The 12,735-nt window shown below is 67.3% G+C and carries 9 protein-coding genes; 4 read left to right on the forward strand and 5 right to left on the reverse strand.

Annotated features, from left to right (window positions below; genetic code table 11):
- Window positions 1-32 precede the first annotated feature (32 nt).
- The 5 genes from VQ067_RS05555 to narX all read right to left on the reverse strand — a co-directional run bounded on the left by VQ067_RS05555 (window position 33) and on the right by narX (window position 4,432).
- On the reverse strand, window positions 33-782 hold the full coding sequence (locus VQ067_RS05555) for a class I SAM-dependent methyltransferase (protein WP_003092974.1): 750 nt from the start codon (window positions 780-782) through the stop codon (window positions 33-35).
- A gap of 15 nt (window positions 783-797) precedes the next feature.
- On the reverse strand, window positions 798-1,262 hold the full coding sequence (locus VQ067_RS05560) for a hypothetical protein (RefSeq protein WP_003092973.1): 465 nt from the start codon (window positions 1,260-1,262) through the stop codon (window positions 798-800).
- A gap of 165 nt (window positions 1,263-1,427) precedes the next feature.
- Window positions 1,428-1,823 (reverse strand): anaerobic/virulence modulator AnvM, encoded by a 396-nt coding sequence (anvM, locus tag VQ067_RS05565; protein ID WP_003092971.1) that lies wholly within the window; start codon window positions 1,821-1,823, stop codon window positions 1,428-1,430.
- Between the two features lie 84 nt (window positions 1,824-1,907).
- Window positions 1,908-2,567 carry a two-component system response regulator NarL gene (gene narL, locus VQ067_RS05570; RefSeq protein ID WP_003092968.1) on the reverse strand — a complete coding sequence of 220 codons (660 nt, stop codon included), beginning with the start codon at window positions 2,565-2,567 and terminating at the stop codon, window positions 1,908-1,910.
- Window positions 2,564-4,432, reverse strand: a complete 1,869-nt coding sequence (narX, locus tag VQ067_RS05575) for a two-component system sensor histidine kinase NarX (RefSeq protein ID WP_003092966.1) — start codon at window positions 4,430-4,432, stop codon at window positions 2,564-2,566. Before narX ends, narL begins: the two co-directional genes overlap by 4 nt.
- 174 nt (window positions 4,433-4,606) lie before the next feature.
- Here narX and VQ067_RS05580 point away from each other — a divergent pair, with 174 nt between their 5' ends.
- The 4 genes from VQ067_RS05580 to narH all read left to right on the forward strand — a co-directional run bounded on the left by VQ067_RS05580 (window position 4,607) and on the right by narH (window position 12,735).
- A complete protein-coding gene (locus tag VQ067_RS05580; protein WP_003129535.1) occupies window positions 4,607-5,902 on the forward strand; it encodes a nitrate/nitrite transporter in 1,296 nt (431 codons plus the stop codon).
- A gap of 12 nt (window positions 5,903-5,914) precedes the next feature.
- Window positions 5,915-7,321: a nitrate/nitrite transporter NarK2 gene (narK2, locus tag VQ067_RS05585; protein ID WP_003092963.1), complete on the forward strand. Its 1,407-nt coding sequence runs from the start codon at window positions 5,915-5,917 to the stop codon at window positions 7,319-7,321.
- Between the two features lie 75 nt (window positions 7,322-7,396).
- A complete protein-coding gene (locus VQ067_RS05590; protein ID WP_003092960.1) occupies window positions 7,397-11,182 on the forward strand; it encodes a nitrate reductase subunit alpha in 3,786 nt (1,261 codons plus the stop codon).
- A gap of 11 nt (window positions 11,183-11,193) precedes the next feature.
- Window positions 11,194-12,735, forward strand: a complete 1,542-nt coding sequence (gene narH, locus VQ067_RS05595) for a nitrate reductase subunit beta (protein WP_003092958.1) — start codon at window positions 11,194-11,196, stop codon at window positions 12,733-12,735.

Consider the following 12,735-nt stretch of genomic DNA (forward strand, 5'->3'; position numbering starts at 1 on the left):
CGCCGGCCGCGGAAAACCGCCCGAAGGCTCGGTCAGGCGTCCTTGCGCGCGATCCGCAGCGCCAGCGGCATGCGAACCCTGCGTGTCGAGGTCGGCTCGCCCCAGAGCGCGGCGACCCGTTGCAGGGCCTGGCGCACGAAAGCGTTGCCCTGCGCCTCGCGGCACAGGCGGCTGGCCGACCAGGTGGCCATGTAGTCGAACAACCGGGCCAGGCTCCATTGTTGCTCAATGACGAAGGCCGGCGCGGGGAGTTCGCCCAGCGGCAGCTCGACATCCCGGTAGGCGTTCCACAGCAGGCGGTTCTGTTGCGCCCAGTACGGGCCGATCGGGCGCAGGTATTCCTCGTCGATGGCGGCATCGATCTGCGCGTCGATGCTGAACCAGCCGTAGCCCCAGGCGGCGAATACGCCGCCGGGACGCAGCACGCGCAGCAGCTCGCGGTTGAAGCGCGAGTGGTCGAACCAGTGCCAGGCCTGGGCTACGCAGACCAGGTCGAAGGCGGCGTCGGGATAGTCGGTGGCTTCGGCGTCCTGCACGCTGTAGCGGATACCCGGATGGACAACGGCGTGTTCGATCTGCTGCGCGCTGGTGTCGCTGGCGAGGACTTCGCCGAAGTGCTGCGCCAGGCCGAGCGCGGCCTGGCCGGTACCGGTGGCGCAGTCCCAGGCGCGCCGGCGCTGGCCGCAGAGCCCGGCGAGATGGCGGTAGAGCGCATCGGGATAACGCGGGCGGGCGCTGGCGTAGGCAGCGGAGCCCTGGTCGAACAGACGGCGGGTTTCCATCGGGTCCTCCCTCGGTCAGTTGCCGAAACGCCCGTCCAGGCGTTCGGCGCGGAATTCCAGGGTGCTGGCGCGATAGCCCGGACGCAGCGGCGGCAGCGGCAGGCAGTCGTGCCAGCTGTCGCCGCCGAGCAGGGCGTTCGGCGCCCGGTAGCGCGGGCTGTCGAAGCTGGTGTCGGCCAGGTTGACGCTGTCGCCGGGGCGGTAGGCGGCGATCCTCCAGCGTAGCTCCAGCAACGGACGGTCGCTGCCGTTCTTCAGCTCGACCGCCAGCGGCCGGTCCACCGGACAGCGTTCCGGCGCATAGCTCAGGCGCAGTTCCTGGCGTTGCAGGTGGCGGCTTTCGTCGTTGTCCTGCCAGATCACCCAGGCCGCCACCAGGCCCAGCCCGGCGAGAGCCGCCAGGGAGACCGGCAGGGCCTTGGCCGGGTATCGGACGAGGAGGATGACCCAGGTGAGAACCAGCAGCGCACCGATCAGCATTGAAATGTCCTTTCTTCGAAGCCGAGGGGACATCCTAGCGCACTGCTGCGTATCGCAGGCGGTACGGGCTCGCTTACGCGGCGGAGGCGCCGCGATATGCGCGAGGGAGGCCGAAAGGCGGGGATGCGGGTTTCGGCAGGATAGCCGCCGCCCCCGGCCGCGCCGTCATTCGCAGCGGCGCTTGCCGCCCGGCGTCAGCAGACGCTCCAGCTCGACGAACAGGCGCTCGGCGTCCTGCGCCTCGCAGTCCTCGCCGTAGCGCTTCTTCAGGCCGTGTTCGCTGAGGGTCAGGTGCAGGGTCGGGACTACCTCGTGGCGCGCCAGGCAGCCTTTCACGCAATGCAGCGGGCAACCGTCGAGGGCCAGGATCGGTCGCCCGGAGCGGGCCCGGCGGACCAGCAGCGGGACGTCGCCGCCGACTCCGGCGATGCAGGACATCTCCGCCAGCCGGGCGCGATCCAGGCGCAGCGCGAGATCGTTGGCCAGTTGCGCCACGTTGGAGCAGCCGGAGCAGGCGTAGACCAGGGGAAGGGGATCGTCGGGGCTGCGTTCGAACATCATGACGGGCGCCTCGTGGAAGGAAGCCGCCAGTATCGACGCAGCGCCGCGGTGGATTTCTTGACCGGAATCAAGCCCGCGCGCGGCTTACACCAGGTCGTTCTCCACCGCCCACACCGCCGCCTCGACCCGCGAACGCATGCCGAGCTTGTGCAGCACCCGCTTGACATGGACCTTCACCGTGCCTTCGGTGATGTCCAGCTTTCGCGCGATCATCTTGTTGCTGTAGCCGTGGGCGATCTGGCGGAGGATCTGCCGTTCGCGCTCGGTCAGCTCGTCGAGGCTCTTCGAGCGGTCGTCGCCCCGCAGGGCCTGGGCGAGGATCTGGGTCAACTGCGGGCTGAGGGTCATCTGTCCGGTGGCGGCCTGGCGGATGTGCTCGAGCAGGCGCTCCGGCTCCATGTCCTTGAGCAGGTAGCCGTCGGCGCCGGCGCGCAGGACGTTGACCACGTCGCCCTTGTCGTCGGACACGGTGAACACCACGATGCGCGCGTCGACTCCGGCCTCGCGCAACGCGCGCAGGGTGTCCAGGCCGTTCATGCCCTTCATGTTCAGGTCCAGCAGGATCATGTCCGGGTCCAGCTCGGCGGCCAGGCGCAGGGCCTCCTCGCCGCTGCCGGCCTCGCCGACCACGCTGAGGTCGTCTTCCAGTTCGAGCAACTGGGCGACGCCCTTGCGCATCATCGGATGGTCGTCCACCAGCAGCAGGCGAACCGGTTCGTCGGCGGTGGCTGGCATGTCCGTCATGGGGTCGGCTCCTTGGCGGCGGAGGGTTGCAGGGCGGTCGGCACGAAGCTGAAGAGCACTCGCGTGCCGTGGGGCGCGCGCGCTTCGAAGCGTAACTGGCTGCCGAGGGTCTGGCCGCGCTCCTGCATGATGGTAAGCCCATAGTGGCCGCTGCGGTTCTGCTGCGGATCAAAGCCGACGCCATCGTCCTCTACGGCGATGCTCACCTGGCCGTCGGCCTGGCTGCTCAGGCGCACCCAGGCCCGTTGCGCCTGCGAATGGCGAACCACGTTGGAGAGCGCCTCGCGGACGATCTGCAGGACGTGGATTTCCTCGTTGGGGCTCAGCGGCACGTGTTGCAGGCGGTTGTCCAGTTCGATCGCCACCTCGCCGCGCTCGCCGAACTCGGCCACGGCGTTCCCCAGCGCGGCTTCCAGGCTCGGCTCGTCGAGGCTGAGGCGGAAGGTGGTGAGCAGTTCGCGCAGTTGCCGGTAGGCGCCGTTGAGGCCTTCGCGCAGTTCGTCGAGGGTGTCCTCGATCTTCTCCGCCGGCGCCTCGCGCTTGAGCAGGGTGCCCAGGCGGCTGACCTGGATCTTCAGGTAGGACAGCGACTGTGCCAGCGAGTCGTGCAGTTCACGGGCGATGGTGCCGCGCTCGGCGAACAGGGCCAGGCGGCTTTCCTGTTCCTGTTGCAGGGACAGGGCGAAGGTGCGGGCGATGTTGTCGCAGAAGGTCTCGATCAGTTGCTGCTGCCAGTTCTCCAGGCGGCCGCTGCGGCTTTCGATGAACAGTTCGCCGAAACGGTGGCCGGCGATGGACAGGGGCTGCATCAGCAATGGCTGGGCCAGGGACGAGGGTTGGTCGCAGGCGCTGGCCTGCTCGCGGCAGCTACCGCAGTCGCCCTGCAGGCAGAAGTCCGCCGGGCGCTCGGTGGTGGTCAGCGAACTGTAGGCGCGCTCGACCCCGTCCTTGTTCAGGCAGAGGGTCACGCGGCCGGCGTCTAGCACTTTCTCCAACTGGTTCAGCAGCGGTTGCAGGGTGCGGCTGTCGTAGGGGTTCTCGCCCAGCCGGCGGGCGCTGGCGTAGAGCAGTTCGAGGCGCTGGTGGCTCTGCGAGAGGGCGCGGGTCTTGTCCTCCACGCGCTCTTCCAGGTCGCCGTAGATGCTCTTCAGCTCGCCGGCCATCTGGTTGAAGCGCTCGCCCAGTTGCGCCAGTTCGTCCTCGCCGCTGTAGGTGACCCGCGCGTCCAGCTCGCCGCGGCCCAGGCGGCGGGCGGTGCTGGTGAGTTCGCGCAGCGGGCCGATGACGTGGTAGCTGAGGTCGTAGAGGGTGACGAACACCACCAGCAGGCTGAGGAACAGGCACAGGCCCTGCACCGTGCTGAGCAGTTGCGAGCGGCGCTCGGCCTTGGCCTGGAGGATGCCGACGAAACGGTCGATGTCGCCGACGTAGGCGTCCAGCACGGCGCGTCCGGGCAGCGCGCGCGGGTCCAGGCGCGCCAGGCCCTCGCGCAGCTCCTGGTGCAGCTGGCGGATCGGGTCGTCGGCGTCCTGGCGTTGCAGCAGGCGGCGGATGTCGCCGCTGTCGAGGCGTTCGCCGAGGGTCCCGAGCAGCGCCTGGCGGCCTTCCAGGCTGGGCTCCAGGGCGACCCGGTAGGTGAGCATGCGCAACGAGCCGGCGTGGTTGATCACCGCGGCGTCCTGGTGCGTGTAGTCGGCGAAGAGCAGGGCGCTGAACATCCCGATCAGCGCCAGCGATACCAGCAGGGTGAGGTAGCAGCCGAAGCGGACTACCAGGGAGCGGCGCAGGATCGGCTTTCCGGCCCTGTCACTACCTCCAAAGAATCTGTCCCGCTGGTCAGCGTCCGGCGCGGTCGCCTTGTTCATGTAAAAAGCCTTTTAAAACAGTGGGTTGCGCAATAATTCAGACCATACCTCTTTCGAGGTAGGGGCGCGCATCTAGGCACGGAACGGCCGGTATTTCATTGATTCCTATCAAATTTGCATAGGAACACCTTCCCTAGGCTCTCGCTGAACGCTGTCCGTGCAGAGAGTTTAGCCATGGCTTCCCTACGTCAGAAACAGTACTCCGTCCTCGGCATGAGTACCTTGTCCTTCGCGGTGAATTTCGCCGTGTGGACGATGTTTTCGATCATCGGCATCCGTATCAAGGACGAGCTTGGCCTGAGCGAATCCCAGTTCGGCCTGATGGTCGCCCTGCCGATCCTCACCGGCTCCCTGGTGCGCCTGCCGCTGGGCCTGATCACCGACCGCTTCGGCGGCCGCATCGTGTTCTTCATCCACATGCTGCTGGTGGCCATCCCGATCTACGGCCTGGCCTTCGCCAGCCAGTACTGGCACTACCTGGTGCTCGGCCTGTTCGTCGGCCTGGCTGGCGGCTCCTTCGCGGTCGGCATCGCCTACACCTCGGCCTGGTTCGAGAAGGAGCGCCAGGGCACCGCGATGGGCATCTTCGGCGCCGGCAACGCCGGCGCGGCGATCACCAACCTGGTGGCGCCGATGATCGTGGTCGCCTTCGGCTGGCGCATGGTGCCGCAGGTCTACTCGGTGGCCATGCTGGTCACCGCCGTGCTGTTCTGGCTGTTCACCTGGACCGATCCGGCGCACCTCAAGGGTGCCGCCGAGGCCAGCCAGCGGCCGAGCCTGGCCAAGCAACTGGCGCCGCTCGCCGAGCTGCGCGTCTGGCGCTTCGGCCTGTACTACTTCTTCGTCTTCGGCGGCTTCGTCGCCCTGGCCCTGTGGCTGCCGAAGTACTACATCGCCGAATACGGCCTGGACCTGAAGACCGCGTCCTTCATCACCATGCTGTTCACCCTGCCGTCCGGCCTGATCCGCGCCCTCGGCGGCTGGTTCAGCGACCACTACGGCGCGCGCTCGGTGAACTGGGGCGTGTTCTGGGTCTGCCTGGTGTGCCTGTTCTTCCTCTCCTACCCGCAGACCACCATGACCATCCACGGCATCCAGGGCGACCTCAGCCTGGGCATCGGCCTGAACGTCTGGCTGTTCACCTTCCTGGTGTTCGTCGTCGGCATCGCCCAGGGCTTCGGCAAGGCCAGCGTGTACCGGATCATCCACGACTACTACCCGAGCAACATGGGCACCGTCGGCGGCATGGTCGGGGTGATCGGCGGCCTCGGCGGCTTCTGCCTGCCGATCCTGTTCGGCTACGCCGCCGACCACATCGGCGTGCGCTCCTCCTGCTTCATGTTGCTGTTCGGCCTGACCGTGGTCTGCATGGTCTGGATGCACTACGCGATCAAGCAGCAACGCCGCATCGACGGCCAGGCCGCCTCGGCCGACGTCGACCTTCCTCCCACCCTTCCCACCCACTCCTGAGGTAATGCCGTCATGGGCATGATCGCCAATACCCAACTGAAAGCCGCACGGGGACCGCTGCTGCTCGACTGGCGCCCCGAGGACCCCGAGTTCTGGGCGCGCAACGGCAAGCGCATCGCCAGCCGCAACCTGTGGATCTCGATCCCCGCGCTGCTGCTCGCCTTCGCCGTGTGGATGATCTGGAGCACGGTGACCGTGCGCCTGAACAGCGCCGGCTTCGCCTTCAGCAACGACCAGCTGTTCCTGCTCGCGGCGCTGCCGTCGATCTCCGGCGCCACCCTGCGGGTGTTCTATTCGTTCATGGTGCCGATCTTCGGCGGCCGTCGCTGGACCGCCCTGAGCACCGCCTCGATGCTGATCCCGTGCATCTGGCTGGGCTTCGCCGTGCAGGACCCGAGCACCCCGTACTGGGTGTTCGCCCTGATCGCGCTGCTCTGCGGCTTCGGCGGCGGCAACTTCGCCTCGAGCATGTCCAACATCAGCTTCTTCTATCCGAAGAGCCAGCAGGGCACCGCCCTCGGCCTGAATGCCGGGCTCGGCAACCTCGGCGTCTCGGTGATGCAGTTCGCCGTGCCGCTGGCGGTGGCCGGCGGCCTGTTCGGCGCCTTCGGCGGCGAGCCGCAGCAGCTCGGCGACGGCGGTCGCCTGTGGCTGCAGAACGCCGGCTGGATCTGGGTGCCGTTCATCGCCGTGGTATCGGTCGCGGCCTGGTTCGGGATGAACGACATCGCCGACGCCAAGGCCTCGTTCCGCGACCAGGCGGTGATCTTCAAGCGCAAGCACAACTGGCTGATGTGCTGGCTGTACGTGGCCACCTTCGGCTCGTTCATCGGCTTCTCGGCCGGCTTCGCGATGCTCAGCAAGACCCAGTTCCCCGACATCAACCCGCTGCAATACGCCTTCCTCGGTCCGCTGGTGGGCGCCCTCAGCCGGCCCCTGGGCGGCTGGCTGGCGGACAAGTTCGGCGGCGCGCGGATCACCCTGTGGAACTACGCACTGATGATCGGCGGGGTGTTCACGGTGATCGCCTTCCTGCCGGGCGACGGCGGCCAGGGCAACTTCTTCGGCTTCCTTGGCGCCTTCATCCTGCTGTTCTTCTTCGCCGGCATCGGCAACGGCTCAACCTTCCGCATGATCCCGGTGATCTTCCGCAACGAGTGGGCCCGGCGGGTGCGCGACGGCCAGGCCGACGAAGCCGGCGCGGCGCGCAACGCGAGCATGGAGTCGGCCGCGGTGATCGGCTTCTCCGCCGCCATCGGCGCCTTCGGCGGGTTCTTCATCCCGAAGGCGTTCGGCACCTCGCTGCACATGACCGGCAGCGCCGAGGGCGCCCTCTACGTGTTCATCGCCTACTACCTGAGCTGCATCGTCGCCACCTGGTGGTGGTACGCGCGCAAGGGTGCGGAGAGTCCCTGTTGAGTCCGTCGGCAGCAGCCCGCGGCAACCCCTGATTAGCGTTGTAACGCCCGGCACAGACCGGGTGAGGAGATCAAGATGAGTCACCTGCTCGACCGCCTGCAGTTCTTCAAGAAGAAGCAGGGCGAATTCGCCGATGGCCACGGCGAGACCAGCAACGAGAGCCGCGCCTGGGAAGGTGCCTACCGGCAGCGCTGGCAGCACGACAAGATCGTGCGCTCCACCCACGGGGTGAACTGCACCGGCTCCTGCTCCTGGAAGATCTACGTGAAGAACGGCCTGATCACCTGGGAAACCCAGCAGACCGACTACCCGCGCACCCGTCCGGACCTGCCCAACCACGAGCCGCGCGGCTGCCCGCGCGGGGCCAGCTATTCCTGGTACATCTACAGCGCCAACCGCCTGAAGTACCCGAAGGTGCGCAAGCCGTTGCTCAAGCTCTGGCGCGAGGCGCGGGCGCAGCACGGCGACCCGGTGAACGCCTGGGCCAGCATCGTCGAGGACGCCGCCAAGGCGAAGAGCTACAAGAGCCAGCGCGGCCTGGGCGGCTTCGTCCGTTCCAGCTGGGACGAGGTCACCGAGATCATCGCCGCGGCCAACGTCTACACCGCCAAGACCTACGGTCCGGACCGGGTGATCGGCTTCTCGCCGATCCCGGCCATGTCGATGGTCAGCTACGCCGCCGGCGCCCGCTACCTGTCGCTGATCGGCGGGGTCTGCCTGAGCTTCTACGACTGGTACTGCGACCTGCCGCCGGCCAGCCCGCAGATCTGGGGCGAGCAGACCGACGTGCCGGAGTCGGCCGACTGGTACAACTCCAGCTACATCATCGCCTGGGGCTCCAACGTGCCGCAGACGCGGACCCCGGACGCGCACTTCTTCACCGAGGTGCGCTACAAGGGCACCAAGACCGTCTCCATCACCCCGGACTATTCCGAGGTGGCCAAGCTCACCGACCTCTGGCTCAACCCCAAGCAGGGCACCGACGCCGCGCTGGGCATGGCCTTCGGTCACGTGATCCTGAAGGAATTCCACCTCGACCGGCCGAGCGCCTACTTCGTCGACTACTGCCGCCAGTACACCGACATGCCGATGCTGGTGTTGCTGGAAGAACACGCCGGCGGCGCGTTCAAGCCGACCCGCTACCTGCGCGCCGCCGACCTGGCGGACAACCTCGGCCAGGACAACAACCCCGAGTGGAAGACCATCGCCTACGACGAGCGCAGCGGCGGGCTGGTCTCGCCCACCGGCGCCATCGGCTATCGCTGGGGCGAGTCAGGCAAGTGGAACATCGCCGAGCTGGACGGCAGGAGCGGTGACCAGACGCGCCTGCAACTGTCGCTGCTCGATGGCCCGGAACATGCCTGCGAGGTGGCCTTCCCGTATTTCGCCGGGCAGGAGCACCCGCACTTCAAGGGCGTCGCCAACGACGAGGTACTGCTGCGCCGGGTGCCGTTCCGCGAGATCGTCGCGGCGGACGGCAAGCGCCTGCGGGTGGCCACCGTCTACGACCTGCAGATGGCCAACTACAGCATCGACCGCGGCCTGGGCGGCGACAACGTGGCGACCTCCTACGAGGACGCCGACACGCCCTATACCCCGGCCTGGCAGGAGCGCATCACCGGCGTTCCGGCGGCGCGCGCGACGCAGGTCGCCCGCGAGTTCGCCGACAGCGCCGACAAGACCCGCGGCAAGGCGATGGTGATCATCGGCGCGGCGATGAACCACTGGTACCACATGGACATGAACTACCGCGCGGTCATCAACATGCTGATGATGTGCGGCTGCATCGGCCAGAGCGGCGGCGGCTGGGCGCACTATGTCGGCCAGGAGAAGCTGCGCCCGCAGACCGGCTGGGCGCCGCTGGCCTTCGGCCTGGACTGGAGCCGGCCGCCGCGGCAGATGAACGGCACCAGCTTCTTCTACCTGCACAGCTCGCAATGGCGCCACGAGAAGCTGTCGATGCACGAGGTGCTGTCGCCGCTGGCCGACGCCAGCCGCTTCGCCGAACACGCCCTGGACTACAACATCCAGGCCGAACGCCTCGGCTGGCTGCCGTCGGCGCCGCAACTGAACCGCAACCCGCTGCGCATCGCCGCCGAGGCCGAGGCCGCCGGCCTGCCGGTCGCCGACTACGTGGTGCGCGAACTGAAGAGCGGCGGCCTGCGCTTCGCCAGCGAATCGCCGGACGATCCGCAGAACTTCCCGCGCAACATGTTCATCTGGCGCTCCAACCTGCTGGGCTCCTCCGGCAAGGGCCACGAGTACATGCTCAAGTACCTGCTCGGGGCGAAGAACGGGGTGATGAACGATGACCTCGGCAAGGCCGGCGGTCCGCGTCCCACCGAGGTCGACTGGGTCGACGACGGTGCCGAGGGCAAGCTCGACCTGGTCACCACCCTGGACTTCCGCATGTCCTCCACCTGCATGTACTCGGACATCGTCCTGCCGACCGCTACCTGGTACGAGAAGGACGACCTCAACACCTCCGACATGCACCCCTTCATCCATCCGCTGTCGGCGGCCACCGATCCGGCCTGGGAAGCCAAGAGCGACTGGGAGATCTACAAGGCCATCGCCAAGAAGTTCTCCGCCGTCGCCGAAGGCCACCTCGGCGTGGAGCAGGACCTGGTCACGGTGCCGCTGCTGCACGACACCCCCACCGAGCTGGCGCAGCCGTTCGGCGGCGACGGCCATGACTGGAAGAAGGGCGAGTGCGAGCCGATGCCGGGACGCAACCTGCCGACGCTGCACCTGGTCGAGCGCGACTACCCGAACGTCTACCGCAAGTTCACCTCGCTCGGTCCGCTGCTGGACAAGCTGGGCAACGGTGGCAAGGGCATCGGCTGGAACACCGAGAAGGAAGTGAAGCTGGTCGGCGACCTCAACCATCGCGTCGTCGAGAGCGGCGTCAGCCAGGGCCGGCCGCGCATCGACAGCGCCATCGACGCCGCCGAGGTGGTCCTCGCCCTGGCTCCGGAAACCAACGGCCAGGTCGCGGTCAAGGCCTGGGAAGCGCTGTCGAAGATCACCGGCCGCGAGCACGCCCACCTGGCGCTGCCCAAGGAAGACGAGAAGATCCGCTTCCGCGACATCCAGGTGCAGCCGCGCAAGATCATCTCCAGCCCGACCTGGTCCGGCCTCGAGGACGAGCACGTCAGCTACAACGCCGGCTACACCAACGTCCACGAGCTGATCCCGTGGCGCACCATCACCGGTCGCCAGCAGTTCTACCAGGACCACCCGTGGATGCAGGCGTTCGGCGAAGGCTTCGTCAGCTACCGGCCGCCGGTCAACACCCGGACCACCGAGAAGCTGTTGAACAGGAAGCCCAACGGCAACCCGGAGATCACCCTGAACTGGATCACCCCACACCAGAAATGGGGCATCCACTCCACCTACAGCGACAACCTGCTGATGCTCACCCTGTCGCGCGGCGGTCCGATCATCTGGCTCAGCGAGCACGACGCGGCCAAGGCCGGGATCGTCGATAACGACTGGGTCGAGGTGTTCAACGCCAACGGCGCGGCGACCTGCCGCGCGGTGGTCAGCCAACGGGTCAAGGACGGCATGGTGATGATGTACCACGCCCAGGAACGCATTGTGAACGTACCCGGCAGCGAGACCACCGGCACCCGTGGCGGCCACCACAACTCGGTGACCCGCGTGGTGCTCAAGCCGACCCACATGATCGGCGGCTACGCCCAGCAGGCCTGGGGCTTCAACTACTACGGCACGGTCGGCTGCAACCGCGACGAGTTCGTCGTGGTGCGCAAGATGAGCAAGGTCGACTGGCTGGACGAACCCCGCCACGGCGGACTCGGCGGCGACGCCCTGCCGCAACCGCTGCCCCAGGACATTTGAGGAGAGACGCCATGAAAATTCGTTCGCAAGTCGGCATGGTGCTGAACCTCGACAAATGCATCGGTTGCCACACCTGCTCGATCACCTGCAAGAACGTCTGGACCAGCCGCGAAGGCATGGAGTACGCCTGGTTCAACAACGTCGAGACCAAGCCCGGGATCGGCTACCCGAAGGAATGGGAAAACCAGGAGAAGTGGAAGGGCGGCTGGGTGCGCGCGGCAGACGGTTCGATCCGCCCGCGCATCGGCGGCAAGTTCCGCGTGCTGGCGAACATCTTCGCCAACCCGGACCTGCCCGAGATCGACGACTACTACGAACCGTTCGACTTCGACTACCAGCACCTGCATACCGCACCCAAGGCCGAGCACCAGCCGGTGGCGCGCCCGCGCTCGCTGGTCTCCGGGCAGCGCATGGAGAAGATCGAGTGGGGCCCGAACTGGGAGGAGATCCTCGGCACCGAGTTCGCCAAGCGGCGCAAGGACAAGAACTTCGACCAGGTCCAGGCGGACATCTACGGTGAGTACGAGAACACCTTCATGATGTACCTGCCGCGCCTCTGCGAGCACTGCTTGAACCCGGCGTGCGTGGCGTCCTGCCCGAGCGGGGCGATCTACAAGCGCGAGGAGGACGGCATCGTCCTGATCGACCAGGACAAGTGCCGCGGCTGGCGGATGTGCATCTCCGGCTGCCCGTACAAGAAGATCTACTTCAACTGGAAGAGCGGCAAGTCCGAGAAGTGCATCTTCTGCTACCCGCGCATCGAGGCCGGCCAGCCCACCGTCTGCTCGGAGACCTGCGTCGGGCGCATCCGCTACCTCGGCGTGCTGCTCTACGACGCCGACCGCATCCACGAAGTGGCCAGTTGCGAGAACGAGCGCGAGCTGTACGAGAAGCAACTGGAGATCTTCCTCGATCCGTTCGACCCGGCGGTGATCGCCCAGGCGCGCAAGGACGGGGTGGCCGACAGCGTCATCGAGGCGGCGCAGAAGTCGCCGGTGTACAAGCTGGCGATGGACTGGAAGCTGGCCCTGCCGCTGCACCCGGAATACCGCACGCTGCCGATGGTCTGGTACGTGCCGCCGCTGTCGCCGATCCAGAACGCCGCCGCCGAGGGGCACATCGGCAGCGACGGGGTGATCCCGGACGTCGAGTCGCTGCGCATCCCCGTGCAGTACCTGGCCAACCTGCTCACCGCCGGCGACACCGCGCCGGTGCTGCTGGCGCTCAAGCGCCTGCTGGCGATGCGCGCCTACAAGCGCGCCGAGCACGTCGAAGGCCGCCAGGACCTGGAGGTGCTGGCCAAGGTCGGGTTGAGCGTGGAGCAGGTGGAGGAGATGTACCGCTACCTGGCCATCGCCAACTACGAGGATCGCTTCGTGATCCCCAGCGCGCACCGCGAGGAAGCGCTTTCCGATGCCTTCGCCGAGCGTTCCGGCTGCGGCTTCAGCTTCGGCAACGGCTGTTCCGGCGGCAGCAACTCCGCCGTCAACCTGTTCGGCGGCAAGCCGACCAACCGCCGCGACGTGATCCAGGTCGTGCAGATCCAGGAGTGA

Origin of the sequence: Pseudomonas sp. KBN12P06040 (genome assembly GCF_037574965.1) — a bacterium.
Lineage (GTDB): Bacteria > Pseudomonadota > Gammaproteobacteria > Pseudomonadales > Pseudomonadaceae > Pseudomonas > Pseudomonas aeruginosa.